20 protein-coding genes and 1 pseudogene are annotated in these 18,581 nt (G+C 42.1%); 14 read left to right on the forward strand and 7 right to left on the reverse strand.

All coding sequences use genetic code 11. From position 1 onward, the window contains the following. The first annotated feature begins 1 nt into the window (after position 1). The 3 genes from ACFWE9_RS13185 to ACFWE9_RS13195 all read left to right on the forward strand — a co-directional run bounded on the left by ACFWE9_RS13185 (position 2) and on the right by ACFWE9_RS13195 (position 4,416). Positions 2–1,282: a dihydrolipoamide acetyltransferase family protein gene (locus ACFWE9_RS13185; protein WP_230158346.1), complete on the forward strand. Its 1,281-nt coding sequence runs from the start codon at positions 2–4 to the stop codon at positions 1,280–1,282. After that, positions 1,283–2,707 carry a dihydrolipoyl dehydrogenase gene (gene lpdA, locus ACFWE9_RS13190; RefSeq protein WP_230158354.1) on the forward strand — a complete coding sequence of 475 codons (1,425 nt, stop codon included), beginning with the start codon at positions 1,283–1,285 and terminating at the stop codon, positions 2,705–2,707. It begins immediately after the preceding gene. Positions 2,708–3,039: 332 nt separating this feature from the next. After that, the gene (locus ACFWE9_RS13195) at positions 3,040–4,416 is read left to right on the forward strand and encodes an amino acid permease (RefSeq protein ID WP_230158356.1); all 1,377 of its coding nucleotides are present in this window, start codon (positions 3,040–3,042) and stop codon (positions 4,414–4,416) included. Positions 4,417–4,514: 98 nt separating this feature from the next. On the opposite strand, the gene hisC is transcribed toward ACFWE9_RS13195, so the two are convergent. Further along, positions 4,515–5,627: a histidinol-phosphate transaminase gene (hisC, locus tag ACFWE9_RS13200; protein WP_377357113.1), complete on the reverse strand. Its 1,113-nt coding sequence runs from the start codon at positions 5,625–5,627 to the stop codon at positions 4,515–4,517. 172 nt (positions 5,628–5,799) lie between these two features. On the opposite strand from hisC, the gene ACFWE9_RS13205 reads away from it, so the two are divergent. Continuing rightward, the gene (locus ACFWE9_RS13205) at positions 5,800–6,267 is read left to right on the forward strand and encodes an Lrp/AsnC family transcriptional regulator (RefSeq protein ID WP_230158360.1); all 468 of its coding nucleotides are present in this window, start codon (positions 5,800–5,802) and stop codon (positions 6,265–6,267) included. A gap of 65 nt (positions 6,268–6,332) precedes the next feature. Here the strand turns inward: ACFWE9_RS13205 and ACFWE9_RS13210 are convergent, their stop codons facing one another. Next, a complete protein-coding gene (locus ACFWE9_RS13210; RefSeq protein ID WP_230158361.1) occupies positions 6,333–6,605 on the reverse strand; it encodes a carboxymuconolactone decarboxylase family protein in 273 nt (90 codons plus the stop codon). A gap of 118 nt (positions 6,606–6,723) precedes the next feature. Here ACFWE9_RS13210 and ACFWE9_RS13215 point away from each other — a divergent pair, with 118 nt between their 5' ends. The 7 genes and pseudogenes from ACFWE9_RS13215 (at position 6,724) to ACFWE9_RS13245 (ending at position 10,002) form a co-directional block, all read left to right on the forward strand. Beyond that, on the forward strand, positions 6,724–7,152 hold the full coding sequence (locus ACFWE9_RS13215) for an Lrp/AsnC family transcriptional regulator (protein ID WP_230158363.1): 429 nt from the start codon (positions 6,724–6,726) through the stop codon (positions 7,150–7,152). 87 nt (positions 7,153–7,239) lie between these two features. Further along, positions 7,240–7,797, forward strand: coding sequence for an RNA polymerase sigma factor SigY (gene sigY, locus ACFWE9_RS13220; RefSeq protein ID WP_377357116.1), 558 nt, complete (start codon positions 7,240–7,242; stop codon positions 7,795–7,797). Continuing rightward, complete coding sequence (locus tag ACFWE9_RS13225; protein WP_230158738.1) at positions 7,760–8,104, forward strand: YxlC family protein; 345 nt, start codon at positions 7,760–7,762, stop codon at positions 8,102–8,104. Before sigY ends, ACFWE9_RS13225 begins: the two co-directional genes overlap by 38 nt. Continuing rightward, positions 8,097–8,315 carry a sigma-Y antisigma factor component gene (locus ACFWE9_RS13230; RefSeq protein ID WP_230158374.1) on the forward strand — a complete coding sequence of 73 codons (219 nt, stop codon included), beginning with the start codon at positions 8,097–8,099 and terminating at the stop codon, positions 8,313–8,315. The genes ACFWE9_RS13225 and ACFWE9_RS13230 overlap by 8 nt, the downstream gene beginning before the upstream one ends. Then, entirely contained in the window at positions 8,296–8,610 is a 315-nt protein-coding gene (locus ACFWE9_RS13235) for a YbjQ family protein (RefSeq protein ID WP_230158375.1), read from the forward strand. Before ACFWE9_RS13230 ends, ACFWE9_RS13235 begins: the two co-directional genes overlap by 20 nt. 167 nt (positions 8,611–8,777) lie before the next feature. Next, positions 8,778–8,897: pseudogene (locus ACFWE9_RS13240) on the forward strand (glutathione peroxidase); the annotation flags it as partial. Between the two features lie 172 nt (positions 8,898–9,069). Next, on the forward strand, positions 9,070–10,002 hold the full coding sequence (locus tag ACFWE9_RS13245) for a catalase family peroxidase (RefSeq protein WP_377357119.1): 933 nt from the start codon (positions 9,070–9,072) through the stop codon (positions 10,000–10,002). A gap of 59 nt (positions 10,003–10,061) precedes the next feature. Here ACFWE9_RS13245 and ACFWE9_RS13250 read toward each other — a convergent pair whose 3' ends face one another. Together ACFWE9_RS13250 and ACFWE9_RS13255 are read right to left on the reverse strand one after the other, a co-directional pair. Next, the gene (locus ACFWE9_RS13250; RefSeq protein ID WP_377357121.1) at positions 10,062–11,732 is read right to left on the reverse strand and encodes an ABC1 kinase family protein; all 1,671 of its coding nucleotides are present in this window, start codon (positions 11,730–11,732) and stop codon (positions 10,062–10,064) included. A 15-nt stretch (positions 11,733–11,747) separates the two neighbouring features. Beyond that, positions 11,748–12,050 (reverse strand): phasin family protein, encoded by a 303-nt coding sequence (locus tag ACFWE9_RS13255; protein WP_230158382.1) that lies wholly within the window; start codon positions 12,048–12,050, stop codon positions 11,748–11,750. Positions 12,051–12,289: 239 nt separating this feature from the next. On the opposite strand from ACFWE9_RS13255, the gene ACFWE9_RS13260 reads away from it, so the two are divergent. Beyond that, entirely contained in the window at positions 12,290–13,039 is a 750-nt protein-coding gene (locus tag ACFWE9_RS13260) for an SDR family NAD(P)-dependent oxidoreductase (protein ID WP_230158384.1), read from the forward strand. A 2-nt stretch (positions 13,040–13,041) separates the two neighbouring features. Here ACFWE9_RS13260 and ACFWE9_RS13265 read toward each other — a convergent pair whose 3' ends face one another. Together ACFWE9_RS13265 and ACFWE9_RS13270 are read right to left on the reverse strand one after the other, a co-directional pair. Continuing rightward, the gene (locus tag ACFWE9_RS13265; protein WP_230158386.1) at positions 13,042–13,272 is read right to left on the reverse strand and encodes a hypothetical protein; all 231 of its coding nucleotides are present in this window, start codon (positions 13,270–13,272) and stop codon (positions 13,042–13,044) included. A 69-nt stretch (positions 13,273–13,341) separates the two neighbouring features. Next, positions 13,342–14,133: a TIGR00266 family protein gene (locus tag ACFWE9_RS13270; RefSeq protein WP_377357124.1), complete on the reverse strand. Its 792-nt coding sequence runs from the start codon at positions 14,131–14,133 to the stop codon at positions 13,342–13,344. Between the two features lie 186 nt (positions 14,134–14,319). Between ACFWE9_RS13270 and glpK the strand changes: the two genes are divergently transcribed. Continuing rightward, a complete protein-coding gene (glpK, locus tag ACFWE9_RS13275) occupies positions 14,320–15,810 on the forward strand; it encodes a glycerol kinase GlpK (protein WP_230158390.1) in 1,491 nt (496 codons plus the stop codon). 71 nt (positions 15,811–15,881) lie between these two features. Then, positions 15,882–16,349, forward strand: a complete 468-nt coding sequence (locus ACFWE9_RS13280; protein ID WP_230158392.1) for a CBS domain-containing protein — start codon at positions 15,882–15,884, stop codon at positions 16,347–16,349. Between the two features lie 54 nt (positions 16,350–16,403). Here ACFWE9_RS13280 and ACFWE9_RS13285 read toward each other — a convergent pair whose 3' ends face one another. Continuing rightward, positions 16,404–18,515 carry a peptidoglycan D,D-transpeptidase FtsI family protein gene (locus ACFWE9_RS13285; protein WP_377357126.1) on the reverse strand — a complete coding sequence of 704 codons (2,112 nt, stop codon included), beginning with the start codon at positions 18,513–18,515 and terminating at the stop codon, positions 16,404–16,406. Positions 18,516–18,581: the final 66 nt, after the last annotated feature.

Here is an 18,581-nt window from a genome sequence, read left to right on the forward strand (position 1 = left end):
CATGATCGAATTTAAACTTCCTGATGTAGGGGAAGGAATGCATGAAGGAGAAATCATCCAATGGCTCATCAAAGAAGGGGATGCAGTAGCGCAGGACCAACCCATCGTTGAAGTGCAAACGGATAAAGTCAATGCGGAATTGACTGCCCCAACAACGGGAGTGGTCAAGAAAATACTTTTTTCCGAAGGGGATATTGTGGAAGTGGGGACCACTATTTTCACCATTCAAGAAGAGAATGAAATGTATGTACCGGAAAATGACAGTATGGAAGAGGATATCCCGGACGGGCAATCTGGAAATGTAAAAGGAATGGCAGAGCATATTACAAGCAAACCGGTTTTTGAAGCAGGGCGCGTTTTGGCTACCCCATTCGTTCGTCAAATGGCGAGGGAAATGAAGGTTGATATCCAGCAGGTAAAAGGTTCTGGGCCTGCAGGACGAATAATTGAAAGCGACTTGCAAAAGTTTAAAGAAAATAATTCGATTACACGCGAAAATGCCCATCACAAAGATGACAGGATTCTTCAGGAGAAGGATCCTATGAAGAATGCCGATCAGGCAAAAGGAACGGAAAATGAGTGGGAAGAGCGCATTCTGCTTAAGGGAATTCGTAAAAAAATAGCTGAACATATGGTAAAGTCTGTTTCGACCATTCCTCATGTAACCCATGTTGATGAATTGGAAATGGATCGATTGAAGGAATTGAAAGATCAATTAAAGGCATATTCCGATGACAAGGATATTAAATTGACCTTTTTACCGTTTTTTGTTAAAGCCATTGTCATCGCCTTAAAGGAGTTTAAAACATTAAACGCTTCAATTGATGAAAAGACAAATGAAATCATCTTGAAGAATTATTATCATATTGGAATTGCGACGAATACAAACGAGGGGCTCATTGTTCCTGTCATAAAACATGCAGATCAAAAAACGATTTTCCAACTAGCAGATGAAATCAGGCAGTTGGCCACCCAAGCCCGTGAAGGGAAATTGAGCATAAATCAAATTACAGGCAGTACATTTACCATAAGCAATGTTGGACCGATTGGAGGGATGCATGCGACCCCGATCATTAATTATCCCGAAGCGGCCATATTAGCGTTGCATAAAATGGAACCGCGCATGGTCGTTCGCGATTTGGAAGGTGTTATTCGTTTAATGATGAATATGTCTTTATCTTTCGATCATCGTTTAATTGATGGTGTAACAGCGGTGCATTTTACAAATCGGATCAAGGAACTACTGGAAAATCCAATTCGTTTAGTTGTGGAGATGAGATAAATGGTAGTAGGGGAAGTTGCTGTAGAAACGGATGTTATCATCATTGGAGGTGGTCCGGGAGGATATGCTGCGGCTATCCGCCTCGGACAGTTAGGGAAATCAGTCGTTCTAGTTGAAAAGGATAAGCTGGGTGGTGTTTGCCTCAATAGGGGCTGTATACCTTCTAAGGCTTTAATACATACAGCTGACCAATTCCATCGGCTTAATGATTTGGGAAAAATGGGAATCAGGCTATCTCAAGAAAGAACCACTATGGACTTTAAAATTTGGCAGGATTGGAAAGAGGGCATCATTTCTCAGTTGAACCAAGGCATTGCCCATTTGTGTAAAGAAAATGGAGTGACAGTTGTTAAAGGTCAAGCAACCTTTTTATCTGACGACCGTATCGGGGTCGAAACCGATGGGGATTTTGAAACCTACAAGTTTGAACAGGCAATTATTGCGACGGGTTCCAGACCATTCGTTCCATCATTCATTAAAGTGGATGGAGAATATATTTTGGATTCAACAACATCTTTGCAGCTTCAGGAAGTCCCATCCAGCTTGTCGATCATTGGCGGAGGTTATATCGGTATCGAATTGGGTATGGCATTTGCAAAGTTAGGAGCTAAAGTGACCATCATTGAAATGGCCGACCGCATTCTTCCACAAGTTGCCGAAAATCTTGTCAAGGAAGTATCCCGTAATGCCAAGAAACTTGGGATGATTATTAAAACATCCGCTAAGGTAGAAAAGGCGAGTGTAGTGGATGGTCAAGTGCATCTGCATGTTTCCTCCGAAAAACATGGGGCGGAAGTGGTCGTGAGCGAAAAGGCGATGGTAACAATCGGCAGGATTCCTAACACAGAAGAGATTGGTCTGAGCAGGGCTGGCGTTACTGTGGACGAAAAAGGCCATATAGTAGTAGATATGGAATGCCGTACAAATGTGCCGCACATCTTCGCCATCGGCGACATTACGCCTGGTCCCGCTCTTGCTCATCGAGCGTCTAAGCAGGGAATTGTTGCAGCGGAAGTAATAGGGGGGCTGCCAAGTGCCATGGACTCAGCTTTTGTACCTTATGTAATCTTCTCGGAACCGCAAATAGCAGGAGTTGGTTTAAGCCGTGAAGAAGCTGAGCAGCAGGGATACGGCGTCAAGTCGGGAAAATTCCCGTTCAGTGCCAACGGAAGGGCGCTTGCAACGAATGAAACAGAAGGATTTGCTGAAGTGATCGTAGATGCCAAAAGCCACATATTGCTGGGCATGCATATGGTAGGTGCTGATGCTTCCAACCTTATCGGTGAAGGCATTCTCGCCCTTGAGCTGTCAGCACGGGTTGAAGATATAGCCCTCAGTATGCATCCTCATCCAACTTTGACGGAGGGGTGGATGGAAGCGGCGGAGGCAGTTTTGGGACATGCGATCCACATCGTTAATAAGTAAGATCACGGGGAAGAAGTAAACTCATGGGGATTACAAATGTAGTCCCCAATTGGAATGTTCTATTTTAATAGATAGAGATGAAAATAATGGTCATGGGTCCCCGTAAGGAAAGGCCCCGTTTATTCCACCCAGGAACTGTACAAGCTTGCAATGTCCTTTTGTAAAACTAATGGCATATTGTTCTAATTTTATCTTGTTGAAGAATGCCATGCAACTTCAACTTCTATAGCTTAACGGTTGATGAAAATCTAACTATCAAGTCGCCATTCAACCATTGGTTTGGAGTGATGGATTTTTCAATTAAAAATTATGGAATGAAGGAGGCGGATGTAATGGAATCAAATGGGGGGGCACTGCAAAAAAGATTGTTGCCGCGACATATTAGCATGATGGCAATGGGCGGGGCAATAGGCACTGGGATTTTTAAAGGAAGTGCCGAAACCATATCATTAGCAGGACCAGGAGTCATTTTCACTTATTTGTTTGCAGGACTATTACTTCTTGTAGTGATGGGAGCTATAGCAGAGATGGCGATCGTCTATCCAAATACGAATATGAAGGGTTTCGTTCAGAAAGCATTCGGTAAGCGCAGTTCCTTCATTATAGGCTGGATGTATTGTTTCATGTGGCTGTCCGTATGTGTCATTGAGATAGTGGTGGCTGGAAGCTTCTTGCAGTATTGGTTCCCAGCGATTCCACTATGGATATTAAGTTTAGGGTGCGCTGCCTTGATCATTGGGGTTAACATGATGAATGTTAAAAATTATGGGGAATTCGAATTTTGGTTTGCTGGCATTAAGATTACAATGATCATCTTATTCATTATCTTGGGAGCCTGCATCTTATTTGGGGCCATCCCAAGCGGCGGAACTAATTATCTGGAAAACTTCACAGGGCACGGAGGGTTTTTCCCTAATGGGTGGATGTCCATCTTTTCGGCATTACTGATCGTTATGTTCTCATATGGAGGTTCTGAGTTAATAGGTCTGACGGTAACGGAAGCAAAGGATGCAGAACGCATTTTACCGAAGGTCATTAAAAGCTATATTTGGAGAGTCGTATTATTTTTCACCTTACCGATACTTGTAATCTGTGGTTTGATTCCTTGGAACGAGATCACCGACCAGGCAAGCCCCTTCGTCCAAGTTTTGTCAATGTCCGGCTTTCAGGGATCGGCACACATCATGAACTTCATTTTAATTACGGCCGTCTTATCTGCCGCTAACTCTGGAATATATGGGTGTACTCGGATGTTGCATTCTTTAGCGGCAGAAGGAGAAGCTCCCAAGTCGTTCGCTTATGTGTCAAAAAATGGCGTTCCGTTATATAGTTTAATGCTAAGTGCCATTGCATTGGTCGTCGGCTCCATGATTACATACGTTGCACAGGACAAGGCATTTACTTTATTAATGGCGTTTCCAGGTTTTGTGGTATCGCTTGTATGGATCAGCATTTGTTTAGCGCAGTTAAAACTTCGCCGTTCATATCCTAAAGCTCCGAGTTTTAAATTGTGGGGCTTTCCATATGTAACCTTCTTTGCAGTCATCACCTTAATCATCATTTGTGTCACGTTCGTATTTAGTGAACAGAATCGGATCAGCATCATTGCCTGCCTTCTTGTGTTGGCTACATTGATCTCGATTTCGATCATTAAATTCAAAAGCGTGGATGAACAGGAAACAACGATCATAGAAAAAGAATCTTGTTGAATAAATCCACGTAAAAGATACGACATGGGCAAAGGCGTCCATGTCGTATCTTTTATCTATTAATAATCATCGTCATACTGCAACTTCGTTTCGATCGTTCATGTACTGGAGGTTTTATTGATTGCATGTTGTAACGCTGTTATGAATCTCTCATTTTCAAGAGGAGTGCCGATCGTCACGCGGATCGTATTATCATAGCCTAGCAAATGACCAGAACGGATGATGACACCAGAAATCAATAGCTTCTCGAAAATGTCCTTACCTGGATGGTTCAGTTTGACCATCAAGAAGTTGGCATGTGAAGGGAAGCATGTTAATCCCATCTCGCTTAGTTCGTTTTCTAAATATCTTCTTCCTTCCTCATTCTTACGGGCACATTGTTCTACAAATAGATGGTCGTCGAGGGAAGCGAAGGCAGCAGCCTGTGCTAAACGACTGGTATTAAAGGGTTCCTTCACTTTAACTAGCTCTTGTATGATGGAAGCATCCATTAAACCGTATCCAATCCTTAATGCAGCCAATCCATAAATCTTTGAAAAAGTGCGTAAGATGACCAGATTAGAATGGGTATTTAGAAGTGGCAAAGTTTCTAAATATTCTTCATCATCGACATACTCATAGTATGCTTCATCAACGATCAGTAATATATGTTTCGGCACCTTCTCGATAAAAGATCTTAACTTTTCTTTTTGAACGATCGTTCCTGTCGGATTATTGGGATTACAGACAAATATCATTCTTGTTTTTTCAGTTATGGCATCATACATACCCTCCAGGTCATGTACACCATCTATAAGAGGGATCTTTACAGGTGTGCCGCCATCAATCAATACATTCGTTTCATAGCGTGGAAATGTAACATCAGCCATGATGACTTCATCATTTTGTTGGATGTAGGTTCTTGTTAACAAACGTATCACTTCATCAGATCCATTTCCCAGGATGATATGATCTTGTTTGATATTCAATTTCCTTGCCAGCTTTTCAGCTAATGACGGTGCCATTCCTTCAGGATAAAAGGAGGTTTGCTCCATTTCGATAAGCATGGCTTCCTTTGCTAGAGCTGAGTAACCGAATGGATTCTCATTGGAGGCCAATTTAACGATCGTTTCAAGTCCCAGTTCGCGTTGGACTTCTTCAATTGGCTTACCGGAAACATATGGGCTGATGTCTTCAATGTTTTTTCGAACCGGGATTTTCGTAAAGGTCAATGCAGGTTCCTCCCTTTGGTAAATTCTGAATTTTCTTTTTCTATTTGCTAATTTTAATGATAGAATATTAACTGGTAAATTTACATACAAAAAAGAATGTTTTTTCACTTTCCATACAACATTTTAAAGAAAGATAAGCTTATATTCCTTCATTATGAAAGGTGGTTGCTTCATGGATGAAATAGATGTCAGTTTACTGGAACTTTTACAAATGAATGGACGAATTACGATAAGTGAACTATCAAAGAAATTGGCTCTCAGTCGGCCCAGCATTTCGGAACGTATGTATCGCCTGCAAGAAAAGGGGATCATTGAGGGGTTCAGTGCAAGGGTTTCGCCGCTGGCAATAGGAAGAGGTGTACTTGTGTTCATTCAGGTCAGTGAACTTAAGGTTTCTGTTTCCGATTTCGAGCAGTTAGTTAAAAATGATTTAGACATTATCGAATGCCATCGTGTAACAGGAACTGTTGGATATTTTTTGAAAGCGGCTTTAGCTGATATGGACAGCATGAGATTACTTATAGATCGATTAATACCCTATGGACATCTGAACACTTCCATAGTTTTGACATCCCCGGTACCTTCCCGCTCCATTCTTCCAAAGATCAATGAAATGGAGGATCATGGCGCGAAATCCTAGCTGAAAGGGTTAGAATGAAGGTTTTTTACAAAAAGGAACGAGGCGAGGCCTGTTCCTTTTTGGCGTTATTTCAAATCCATCAAAGCCCCGAAATATTGCTGGGCAGTTGTAAAACAAATGAAGGCCAATAGTTCTGAGACCTCTTCATCAGTGAATACCTCCTTTAATACTTGGAAAAACTTTTCCTCCGTTTTTTCACGGTGAATGAGAAATAATTCTGCAAAGGCGATTGCATAGCTTTCTTTCGTATCTTCTGCCCATTTATGCGAAATCTCTTCTGAGTGAAACAATCGTTGAAATGGACTGGACCCAAGCCCCGAATTTTTTATTCTTGTCATGAACATCTCTCCTTTGAGATAATCTTAATATAAAAGACTAGGGATTTTCATTGCGTTTGTAAGGTATTTCAGTTTAATAATGAATGAATGTAAAGAAAAGAAGGGAAATTATATTTAAATGAAAATAGATGAAAAAGACCGTAGCATCCTTGCCGAATTAACGATGAATAGCCGAATTTCCATGAGGGAATTGGCAAAGAAAGTCAACCTCTCTGCTCCCACTGTTACAGAACGAGTACGGCAAATGGAGTCATTCGGAATCATTAAAGGGTATGTTGCCGAGATTGACCATAAAAAGATTGGTTTTCCTATTGAGTGTATCGTGGAAGCAACGATACAAAATGGGGAATATGAAAAATTCAAAAAGTATATCTCCAAGTTACCGAATGTAGATTTTTGCTATCGAATTGCTGGACAGGCTTGTTTTATGCTAAAAATTCATAGTGAGAGCCTTGAAGAAGTGGAGGCATTCATCAACCGGACAATTCCTTTTGCGGCAACTGTCACCCATGTGATCCTTTCAGAAGTGGAGCGGAATCAAGAATGAAAAATATTATGTATTTCTCGTGAACGAATTCTTCGTCCCAAACGTCATATAACTATAACGGATAGGGACGAGAGTAGGTGATCATAGATGGAAGAAAAAAAGCTGGTCAAAGCGGCGAAAAAGGGTGACGATGAAGCATTAGCCGAATTGTTTCAAGTTACCTATCCTTTCCTGCTTAAATATTTATTGAAATTGACTTTCAGTCTTCAAAATGCTGAAGACTTAGCTCAGGAGACCTTTTCGAAAGCGATTGAGAATCTTCCTAAGTTCAAGGGAACTTCAAAGTTTTCTACATGGCTGATTTCCATTGCAACACGCTTATATCTGGATCAAAAGCGAAAGCAGAAACGAGAAATCAACTGGTTAAAACAAGAGCAGTCAGTCCGCAAACTGAAATGGGAGACACAAAGCAATACCCAAGCATGGGATGATGTCATGGAAGCACTAGGTCACCTGAATGATGATTTACGGGTTCCGATCATCCTGAAGCATTACTATGGTTTTTCTTATGAAGAAATAGCGGGAATAATCAAGATTCCAGAAGGGACAGTAAAATCCCGTGTCCATAAAGGCATTAAAACTATAAGAAAGGAGCTGAAACCGATTGATGAAGGATCAACAAGCTTATCCAAACCGCTCATCTAGGGATGATCAAGATATAGTCGACCAAATAAATAAGAGCCTGGAAAATTTTGATGAGGCTTTTTCGATTGAAATCCCCCAACCGTCCTATTTTGAACAAAAAATCAAAATGCAGCGAGCGGAGACCAAAAAAAAGTGGTTGAAAGAACTGCTTATATTTACTGTAACCGCTGCAATCATTCTAGGTTTCCTGTTTCTAGCCCTATTCCATCAACCCGAAGTCTTTCTGGCGCTCCAAGTGCTGACCGTTGTGTTCATTTGTTTTTATACGATGCTTGTAAAAAGAAAGGTGAAGATGGGTCATGAGTAACCTTAAAATATTTGCTTTGATTGTGTGTGGGCTGATTTTATTGGCCCAAAGTATTTTTCTCTTCATCGATGCCAGGAAGAATGGCTTTAACCATTGGATGTGGGGGATTCTAGGTTTGATTCAAGCTCCATTTCCGTTGATTTTTTATTTGATCGTAAAAAAAATTAGAAAAAAGGAAGAGGATGAACTATATGATTATCGTGACTACTAATACCGTACCTGGTAAAGAAATCAAAGAACTGAAGGGGCTTGTTAAGGGGAACAGTGTTCAATCCAAGCATATCGGAAAAGATATACTCGCTGGATTAAGGACCATTGTCGGGGGCGAAATCACTGAGTATACAGAAATGATGAAAGAAGCAAGACAGAAAGCAATTGGCAGGATGGTGGATGAAGCGAAAGAAAAAGGGGCGAACGCCATCGTTGCCATGCGCCTGGAAACTTCAGCTATCATGCAAAATGCTTGTGAAATCATTGCTTATGGCACTGCCGTTCATGTTGAATGAAATAAAGTGGGGTCTGTGATTCTTTAAGCTTATTTTTCTTGTTCTTCTTACTATTTAAACAATTAAAGAGCCATATATGATTTTTCAGCAGAGGGTTCCTTATTGTTGTCCATACGGCAAGTGAATGAAGTCCTTCTAAAACTTTATAACAAATATAAAGATAAGGTCTGAATCAAGAGCCCGGCCAAAATGAAGAAGTGAAGACGTTTTGCCAGTTGAATTATGGCGTTACCTTCCCAATTCTCAGTAAAATTGATGTAAGGGGAAGTCTAGCACCCCCCTTCTATATAATGGATTCGAAGATATAATGAAGCGCCTGGATTTTTCCAGGCGCATTTTTAGCGATCATTGCTTTCCAATAATTATATGAAATCAAAGTATCTTGAATAAGCTAATGAAATAAGGGGTACAGGTAATAGCGAAAGAACTTTAATAAAAATTTGAAAAGAGGGGTGACATATGGAGGGAAATGCCAATGTTAAACCTGAATTAGCGAGTGAAGCGGTGAATGTAATTGAAAATGTAGCTGGAACATATCCTGGTTATCGACGGGCGCATGCAAGGGGATATATGTATGAGGGGGTTTTCACCCCAAACGGAAACGCGTCCCCATTAACGGTGGCAGCCCATCTTCAGGATGAATCCGTGCCGGCGATCATCCGGTTTTCAAATAGCTCGCCGATTCCAAGCCATCCTGATGCCATTTCACCTGTAAAGGGCATGGCAGTCAAGTTTCAATTGCCTAATGGAGAGGCATCAGACCTTATTGCTGTGACCATCCCGCTATTCTTTGCGAAAACACCTGATGCATTTGTTGATATTGCTGACTTTTTCAAGTCTGCAAAAGATGGTTTTCCCAATCTGAAAGAGCTTGCAAAAATCCTGTTGAAGTATCCTGAAAGCAAGGCAAGCTTACAAATGCTGAAAGAAATGCGTTCTCCAGCCAGTTTCTCAACGTGTCAATATTACTCCATTCATGCCTTCTATTTCGTTAATGCGGAAGGGAGGCGTCAGGCCATTAAGTATGAGTGGGTACCTGATGCAGGCCTTAGTATGCTAGCAAAAGAGGAGGTAGCCAAGCGTCATCCCGAATATCTAAATGAAGAAATGGAAGAGAGGCTCAAGCAAGGTCCAGTGGGCTTTAAATTGAACATTCAAATAGGAGGGGTAAATGACCCGACTGACGATTCAACCATTGCTTGGTCGGAAGATAAACAAGTAATCACGGTCGGTCATTTAATGATATCAAATAAAATCGAATCTTTTGCAGATCATTTACTGTTTGATCCAACCAATATCCCTGCGGGAATTGAGTGCTCGGAAGACCCAATCTTACATTTCCGACATCATGCGTATGCGATTTCATATGATCGTCGCACACATAACCAATGAATGAAATCATGAAAAAAGAGAAAAACCTTATTGATTGGTTTTTCTCTTTTTTCGTAAGTTTACATTTTTCCGGATCTAAAAATGGTGTAAAGCATGAATAAGAACATCAGGGTTGCAACCACAAAACCTATCTCGATAACTGGTATTTTCCATAGAAGAAGGGTTTCCCCGCCAATTGCCGAGCCGATAATGAGACCGACCATGATTATGCTAAAGGCAAGCAGGATAATACTAAAAGACAAACGGTTGGAGATTTGATCTAGCTTATGTAAAAATACTTGAAGTTCGGGAATATTGATATCCAATCGCAATTTCCCTTTTTTTATGATACCTGTTACTTCCCTGATGTCCTTCGGAAGTTCAGCAAGAGCTTCAGCAGACTCTATGAATTGATTCCATGTGTTCTTTGCAATGTTTTTTGGATTGTAGCGTTCCTTAAAAAGCCTTTCCCCAAAAGGTTCAGCTGCCTTCATAATGCTGAAATGTGGATCTAATTCCTCGATAATGGCTTCCATGGTAAGCAGTGCCTTGCCGAGCATCGTGAATTCAGGTGGGATTTGGACATGGTGCCGATTGGCAACTGTGAACAGGTCATTCACTGCTCCACCTAGGCTGATTTGGCTCAATGGGATATCATAATATTTATTTCGCAGTTCATCAATATCTCCCCTTAATGAAGCCATATCCGTTTCGTCTGTCAGGAGGCCCATATCGGAAAGCGTCTTGATCAGTCCATTAGTACTTCCGCGTTTCAGATTGATGACAAGCGAGGCGAATTGATATTTCGTTTCATCCTCCAGACGTCCCACCATTCCAAAATCCATGAGTGCGACGACATTACCTGGCAAAATGATGATATTGCCAGGGTGGGGATCGCCGTGGTAAAAGCCATCGATCAATATTTGTTGTAGCATGGCATTTGCTAATCTTTCCGCGATTTTTCGGCGATCATACCCTTCGTCATCAAGCTGCTTATAATGATTGATCTTAATTCCTTGAATAAAATCCATCGATAGTACCCTTTTTGTAGAATATTCCCAATGGATCCTTGGTATCTTTAACCCTTGATCATTGATGAACTGCTTGGCTATTCTTTCCCCGTTGCGCCCCTCGGAGTTATAATCGAGTTCTGCGCGAAGTGATTTAGCGAATTCATCAATCATTTTTCTGACTTGGTAGCGTCTTGCCCAAGATATGCGTGCTTCCATCAGTCTTGCCAAATCATCGAGAATTTCCAAATCCGTTTCCACGGTTGGCAGAATATCGGGCCGCTGCACTTTGATTGCTACTATTTCCTGCGATGGCAGCCGTGCAGCATGGACCTGCCCAATCGAAGCGGTTGCCAGTGGGATTTCATCAAATTCAAGAAAAAGGTTTTCCAATGAATCCCCCAATTCAGCTTCAACAATCCTGCGAACTTTATCAAATGGAAAGGGAGTGACCTGGTCCTGTAACTTTTCAAGTTCGCGGACGATTTCTTCCGGAACGAAATCACGCCTCGTACTTGCAATCTGACCAAGTTTAATGAAAGTGGGTCCCAAGCTTTGTAATATCTTATGCAGCCTCTCACCTATTGAGCGGAGGTTCAGATTTTCGTCTGGTTGGAGTTTCGATGCCGCTTTGCTCTCGGATAACCCGAGGCGATAGATGAAGTAACCAAAACCATTTTTCAAAAAGGCATTAATGATTTCTTGGTAACGATGTGCGTGTTTCAGTCGCTTGCCAAACATTCAAGTACCTCCAGATTACGGTTGTATGTTTTTGTTTTGCTGCTCTAAAATTGCGATACGACGCTCTAATTCCCGAACTTCTTCTTTGGTTGCCAAGTTTAGGCCGTTGAGTGCTTGATTGACTTTGAGCTTGACGGATTCATCCAGTTGCTTTTGGGCTTGTTCCCCTTTTTCGACCCATTGCTTAATAAGAACTTTGGAGTCTTCCTTTGAGATATCGCCTTTTTTCACAAGAGAGTCCACTGCTTTTTCAATTTGTTCCTTTGTAGCAGCGGCAGCACCTAATCCTAAAGAAAACACATTTTTTAATAAGTCCATTTTTACATTCCTCCAATATAAATTTTTTTACACTGTAGAAAGATAATAGCAGGTTTCCTTCACCCTAGTTCATTCTTGTTGTTTCTATTATCATACATCATTGAAGGCCACTACAAAAATATAATGGGTCCTGCTGATTATTGATCACTCAAGGAAAGTGTTTGAAGTGAAGTGTTTGAAGTGGAGCGAATTGGAGATTATGATAGGGAAAGCAAGCTAGTGAAAGTGAGGATGAAAATATGGGATTCACAAATAAAACGGTGATTGTAACAGGCGCTTCTAATGGTATAGGGAGAGGCGTGGCAAAGGGATATGCTGAAAGTGGTGCATCGGTCGTACTTGCAGATATGGACGAGCAGGAGGGCCTTCAGTATGTAGAGGAGCTCAAAAGTAATGGGCATGAAGCCATGTTCGTTAAAACGGATGTTCGGAAGGAAGCTGACATCCTGCATTTGATGGATGTCACTCTAGAAACATATAAAACCATTGATATATTAATTAATAATGCCGGAAAGACATTATTCAAATCGCTATATGATCTGACGATTGAGGAATGGGACGATATGATGAATACGAACTTGCGCAGTGTTTTCCTTTGTTCCCGGGCAGCGGCAACATCGATGCGGAATAATGAAACGGGCGGGGCAATCATCAATTTAGCATCAACAAGAGCGATTATGTCAGAGCCGGATTCGGAATCCTATGCAGCGACAAAAGGGGGGATCGTTGCCTTGACCCATGCACTCGCCGCTTCATTCAGCGAAGAGAAAATTACGGTTAATTCGATTTCACCGGGTTGGATTGAAACAGGTGATTATGGAGCGTTAAGGGAAAAGGATCATCAACAGCATTTATCCAATCGGGTTGGCAAACCGGAAGATATTGCAAGGGCCTGCCTTTATTTAACGGCATCGGAGAATGACTTCGTTACGGGAGTTGACCTTATCGTCGATGGAGGGATGACAAGAAAAATGATATACGAGGAGTGACCTCATTTTCTCCGATAGAGATATTGCAGTTCAGTTCCGAGCTCCCGGTTGAGCAGCTGTTCCATTTTTTCAAGCTCATTAATGCCGATGGGAGCATCGGCTGCTGTCCAGTGAATGGTATAAACAAAATAGTAATCTCTTATTTTTCGGAAAATAACAGGCGAGTTCGGGAATTCATCAAAAATTGCCTTGATATTATAACGTCTCATGTAGGACCATTTAACAAGCTGCATATAGCTATCCATCCTTTTCAAAAGAGATCAATGACTGCCATGATGGCATGGCAGCCATTGGTCCGGTTCTTATTTATCGTTGAATAAATTGAACAACCCTTTTGCTACACTGCCTTCCTCAGAAGATCCCCCATTTTGCGGCATTGCAGCAAATACACGGCTGGCAAGTCGGCTGAAAGGCAAAGATTGCACCCAGACGGTTCCGGGTCCTTTTAATGTGGCGAAGAATAAACCTTCGCCTCCGAATAAGGCGGTTTTTACGCCTTTTACAAATTCAATATTATAATCTACCCCACCTGTCATTGCTACCAGACATCCAGTATCGACGCGTAAAATCTCGCCTGCAGCCAATTCTTTTTTATGGATCGTTCCACCGGCGTGAACGAAGGTCATTCCGTCTCCTTCAAGCTTTTGCATGATGAAACCTTCACCGCCAAAGAAGCCAGCTCCTATTTTTCTCTGAAACTCAATTCCGACTGAAACCCCTTTTGCCGCTGCCAAGAAAGCATCTTTTTGACAAATGATTTTCCCGCCGAGCTCGCTTAAATCCATGGGAATGATTTTACCTGGATAAGGGGAAGCGAAGGAGGCATGTCTTTTATCTCGTCCTTCATTCGTAAAAGCCGTCATGAAAAGACTCTCACCCGTAAGAAGCCTTTTCCCAGCACCAAATAGCTTACCGATCATTCCGCCGTCACTATTCGAAGCCCCATCACCAAAGATGGTTTCCATCTTGATTTGGTCCTCCATCATCATTAAACTTCCAGCTTCGGCAATCACGGTTTCATGCGGATCCAATTCCACTTCAACAAACTGCATGTCGTCACCATAAATTTTAAAATCTATATCATGATTATTCATTTACCATTTCCTCCTATCCGTCTTTTTTCATTGTAAAAGATTAGCTATCAATCTGCCAATAATTTTCAACCTTCCATCTAACTTTCTATATTTTTTGTTTTCAGGGGTATATCTAGTAAAATGAAGATAGAGAAAACAGCAAGACACTTAAGTTGAAATGTATCTTAGGTGTAGGAGGAGACAACTATGGAGACTTACATATTATCATTGGATCAAGGAACGACAAGTTCCCGCGCCATTTTGTTTAATAAGAGCGGGGAAGTTTTGCATATTGCCCAAAAGGAGTTCACCCAATATTTCCCGAATCCTGGATGGGTGGAGCATAATGCCAATGAAATTTGGGGCTCCATTTTATCGGTCATCGCTTCGTGTCTATCGGAAATGAATGTAAAACCTGAACAGATTGCGGGAATTGGCATAACGAATCAACGGGAGACGACCGTGGTATGGAATAAGGAAACAGGTCAGCCGATTCATCATGCCATCGTCTGGCAATCCCGACAGACGAGTGAGATTTGCGAGCAATTGAAGAATGATGGTCTTGATGACTTATTTTTCGGGAAAACGGGTTTGTTGATTGATGCTTATTTTTCCGGTACAAAGGTGAAATGGATTCTCGACCATGTAGAAGGGGCGCGGGAAAAAGCAGAAAACGGTGAATTATTGTTTGGTACGATCGATACGTGGCTGATATGGAAGCTTTCAGGTGGTAAAGCCCATGTAACTGATTATTCGAATGCTTCAAGGACACTGATGTATAACATTCATGATTTAAAGTGGGACGAAGAGCTTCTGGAAATTCTGCAAGTGCCGCATTCAATGCTGCCGGATGTTCGTTCCTCATCGGAGGTCTATGGGAAAACAGCCCCACATCATTTCTTTGGCCACGAAATTCCGATTGCCGGAGCTGCAGGAGATCAACAGGCCGCTCTGTTCGGCCAAGCATGCTTTGAAAAAGGAATGGCTAAAAATACGTACGGCACCGGTTGCTTTATGCTGATGAATACAGGAGGACAGGCAGTAAAATCCGAGCATGGCCTGTTGACTACGATTGCATGGGGGCTGAACGGAAAAGTCGAGTACGCATTGGAAGGCAGTATTTTTGTCGCAGGTTCGGCCATACAATGGTTAAGGGACGGATTGAAACTCTTGCAGGATTCGAAAGACAGTGAAAAGTATGCAATGCGTGTCACTTCAGCCGATGGCGTCTATGTAGTCCCTGCATTTGTTGGATTAGGTACCCCTTATTGGGATAGTGATGTCAGGGGAGCGGTATTCGGATTATCAAGGGGGACATCGAAGGAGCATTTTGTCCGGGCAACATTGGAAGCATTGGCCTATCAGACAAAAGATGTCCTCAGTGCGATGGAAGGCGATTCAGGGATTAGTCTAAAGGCATTGCGGGTCGATGGCGGGGTTGTCAAAAATGACTTCTTGATGCAATTTCAAAGCGGCCTCTTGAATGTACCAGTCGAAAGGCCGGTAATTAGTGAAACGACTGCATTAGGGGCAGCGTATTTAGCCGGGCTCGCTGTCGGATATTGGGAAAGCAAAGAAGAGATTTCAAAGCAATGGGCCGTCGATAAAAAATTCGAACCCGTTATGGAAGAACAGGAACGGAAGGGTTTATATGATGGCTGGAAAAAGGCCGTTCAGGCGGCAAGGGTTTTTAAATAGAGTAAGTAAGGGTATTAGTAAAAAGAGAGATGAAATCGGAACGTCAAACTTATAAAAAGGGGTGTTTTTATATGTTAGTTAAGGATTTCATGATAAGGGAAGTCTATGTGGCCCGTCCTGATTTTACATTAAAGGAAATCCTGCGAACCTTTATCGAAAATAAAGTGGGCGGGGTTCCGGTCGTGGATGAACACGATAAGCTATTGGGGATGGTAACGGACGGGGATATCCTTCGTTATTTGACACCTGCAGAGGAAGCGATCATGGGGTATTTCACCTACATTACCATCCTTCCTGGTGAAGAATTGGATGAAAAGGTCACATCCAAAATGAATGACAAAGTCTCACAGATCATTAAAAATAAAAAAATCACGAAGCTGTCCCCCGAAGATCCGTTAGAGGATTTGATAAAGGTACTGTCCAAGCATCATTTCAAGAAAATCCCCGTAGTGGACAAAAATGATAAAGTCATCGGCATCATCAGCAGGGGAGATGCACTAAGGGCTCTTTATAAGGAATTCGTTCAAAAGCTGGAATAGGGGAAGCAGTAATAAAAAGGCCTGTTCGTAATCGAGCAGGCCTTTTGTAATCAATCACTGAGTGCTTTCTACTGCTTTGTCTGCATTAGATTCACCTTTTGCTCTTTTTTCCTTCAATTTAAAGTAGGCATCCATTGTTAATTCGCCGATCCGTTTGTTAATATCGTCTGCAGGCTTACCTTGATAAACCCATGGGACGACGACAGAGAATGCCACTTCAGGGTTATTGTGAGGTGCATATCCTACAAGTGTCAGATTTATTGTCGGGACTGGCTCACTGTATTGATTTCTCCGCGGTCCATCGTAAAAGGCTTCAGCCGTCCCCGTTTTCGCTGCTGCACGGTAGGATTTACCGCCGAAATATTTATAGGCCGTCCCGCCTGGCTCCTGTGCTACCTGTCTGAATCCTTCCTGGACACGTTGAATCCAAACATCTTTCCCACCTAAATCGTTTAACACTTTGGGGCTCATTGTTTTAAAAACACTCCCCAATTCATTGTGTTCGTTGGAAGGATTCCTTATTTCCCTGACCATACGGGGCTCCAGCCTTTTTCCGCCATTTGCAATCGTCGATACATACTGTGCCAATTGCATTGGAGTATATGTATCATATTGTCCAATCGATAAATCCAGCAACAATCCGTCTTTTGTATCGACTCCTTTAAATCCGACTGATTCATTTGGCAGGTCGATGCCTGTACGGACACCCAATCCGAATTGGGCATAATGATTCCGCATGACGGAAAAAGCTTCCTTGTTGATTCCTAACGGTCGATGTGGAATATAATGACCGCCGCCAATTCTGATAGCCGTCATGAACATATAGACATTCGACGATTTTTTTAACGCGGTGACATCCGTAACATACCCTAAAGGGCTATATGATTTTTTTGGCTTAGCACCAGCCAATAAAAGTGGATGATCATGAAAAGCCGTTCCTGGAGAAATGGCTCCCGTCTGAAAGCCCGTGTAGACCGTAGCTCCCTTGACAGATGATCCCATCGTATAGGAGGTCGTGATGTTCCCAAGGGCGAAATCTTTCATTTCGGTTAAGCCGGTTTCACTGTTACGGCCGTATTGCCTACCGGCCATCGTAAGCACCTCGCCTGTGTTCGGATCCATCAAAACGACGAAGGCACGATCTAATAAGTAGGTATTTCCCCTAGCCTTCGCCCTCCGCAATTCGCTCTCGATGATAGCTTCAACCTTTTGCTGCAGCTCCATATCAATTGTCAGGACCAAGTCTTTTCCGCTTTGCCCTTCAGTGAGGGTATTCGTTTTGATGACTTCCCCTTTGCTCAGCACATTTTCAACCCGCGTCTTTTGACCGCGCAGGACATCTTCATATTGTTTTTCGATATAACTTTTTCCGACCCGATCATTCCTGGTATAGTCGCGTGCTAGATAAAAGTCAATATTTTCACTGGGAATTCCTTCTTCTGAAGAAGAGACTTTGCCCAGAACCGAGCGCAGGGTCTCGTCATACTTATAGGTCCTTTCCCAATCCGTCGTTACGTCCACGCCTGGCATTTCATCCAAATGCTCACTAACCCTGGCGTATTCTTTTGTAGTGACGTCTTTATTCTTCACGATGGACGGAGTGAGGGCATAGCCACTATTGAATTCCCTGAATATGGCGATCACTTCCAATTCATCCTTGGTGAATTCCTGGATATTCTCTTCGGTGACCCGATCCATTTGAAGTTTGTATAAATCTTTTTGCTCCAGTTTCGTTTCTACTACTTTCTTTCTCTCTGCCTTGGTGATCAAAGCTTCGGCTTCTTTCGGGTGTTTTAAAATCCAAAAGTCCTTTTTATCCGGCAATGTTACCTTTTTCGTATCTTTTTCTATCAAGGTAGCAAGGACCTGGGCCGTTTTTACCATATCGGCCATTTTCGTATTTGGATATTTCGTATAAGTAATGGCGTTACGTGGCTCATTATCAACGACCGGGTTCAAGTTGCGGTCATACATCTTACCACGCGGAACTGGGGTATTGGCCACATCGTTTTCCGTTCTGTCGACTTCACGAAGATAATCATCCCCATACACGATTTGGACGATACCAAGCCTGATTATTAAGCTTGAAAATAAAATGAATATTAAAAAGAACATAATGTTCAATCGGAAAGGAATTGGATTTTTTTTCTTTTTTCCCTTGGCCATCATTTTCATTCCTTTCTAGTAAAAGTAAAAAATAAGAAAATTCCTATCTCCAATGATATATAAAAT

The sequence above is a fragment of the Peribacillus sp. NPDC060253 genome, from assembly GCF_042727425.1.
Taxonomy (GTDB): domain Bacteria; phylum Bacillota; class Bacilli; order Bacillales; family DSM-1321; genus Peribacillus.

Excerpts from the sequence above, each read along its gene's own strand:
- ACFWE9_RS13185 (WP_230158346.1), top strand. The coding sequence starts at position 2 with ATGATCGAATTTAAACTTCCTGATGTAGGGGAAGGAATGCATGAAGGA.
- ACFWE9_RS13210 (WP_230158361.1), bottom strand. The coding sequence starts at position 6,605 with ATGACAAGAATAAAAAATTCGGGGCTTGGGTCCAGTCCATTTCAACGA.
- sigY (WP_377357116.1), top strand. The coding sequence starts at position 7,240 with ATGGAAGAAAAAAAGCTGGTCAAAGCGGCGAAAAAGGGTGACGATGAA.
- ACFWE9_RS13215 (WP_230158363.1), top strand. The coding sequence starts at position 6,724 with ATGAAAATAGATGAAAAAGACCGTAGCATCCTTGCCGAATTAACGATG.
- ACFWE9_RS13255 (WP_230158382.1), bottom strand. The coding sequence starts at position 12,050 with ATGGACTTATTAAAAAATGTGTTTTCTTTAGGATTAGGTGCTGCCGCT.
- ACFWE9_RS13245 (WP_377357119.1), top strand. The coding sequence starts at position 9,070 with ATGGAGGGAAATGCCAATGTTAAACCTGAATTAGCGAGTGAAGCGGTG.
- ACFWE9_RS13250 (WP_377357121.1), bottom strand. The coding sequence starts at position 11,732 with ATGTTTGGCAAGCGACTGAAACACGCACATCGTTACCAAGAAATCATT.
- lpdA (WP_230158354.1), top strand. The coding sequence starts at position 1,283 with ATGGTAGTAGGGGAAGTTGCTGTAGAAACGGATGTTATCATCATTGGA.
- ACFWE9_RS13205 (WP_230158360.1), top strand. The coding sequence starts at position 5,800 with ATGGATGAAATAGATGTCAGTTTACTGGAACTTTTACAAATGAATGGA.
- glpK (WP_230158390.1), top strand. The coding sequence starts at position 14,320 with ATGGAGACTTACATATTATCATTGGATCAAGGAACGACAAGTTCCCGC.
- ACFWE9_RS13285 (WP_377357126.1), bottom strand. The coding sequence starts at position 18,515 with ATGGCCAAGGGAAAAAAGAAAAAAAATCCAATTCCTTTCCGATTGAAC.
- ACFWE9_RS13260 (WP_230158384.1), top strand. The coding sequence starts at position 12,290 with ATGGGATTCACAAATAAAACGGTGATTGTAACAGGCGCTTCTAATGGT.
- ACFWE9_RS13230 (WP_230158374.1), top strand. The coding sequence starts at position 8,097 with ATGAGTAACCTTAAAATATTTGCTTTGATTGTGTGTGGGCTGATTTTA.
- ACFWE9_RS13225 (WP_230158738.1), top strand. The coding sequence starts at position 7,760 with ATGAAGGATCAACAAGCTTATCCAAACCGCTCATCTAGGGATGATCAA.
- ACFWE9_RS13195 (WP_230158356.1), top strand. The coding sequence starts at position 3,040 with ATGGAATCAAATGGGGGGGCACTGCAAAAAAGATTGTTGCCGCGACAT.
- ACFWE9_RS13280 (WP_230158392.1), top strand. The coding sequence starts at position 15,882 with ATGTTAGTTAAGGATTTCATGATAAGGGAAGTCTATGTGGCCCGTCCT.
- ACFWE9_RS13265 (WP_230158386.1), bottom strand. The coding sequence starts at position 13,272 with ATGCAGCTTGTTAAATGGTCCTACATGAGACGTTATAATATCAAGGCA.
- ACFWE9_RS13235 (WP_230158375.1), top strand. The coding sequence starts at position 8,296 with ATGATTATCGTGACTACTAATACCGTACCTGGTAAAGAAATCAAAGAA.
- ACFWE9_RS13270 (WP_377357124.1), bottom strand. The coding sequence starts at position 14,133 with ATGAATAATCATGATATAGATTTTAAAATTTATGGTGACGACATGCAG.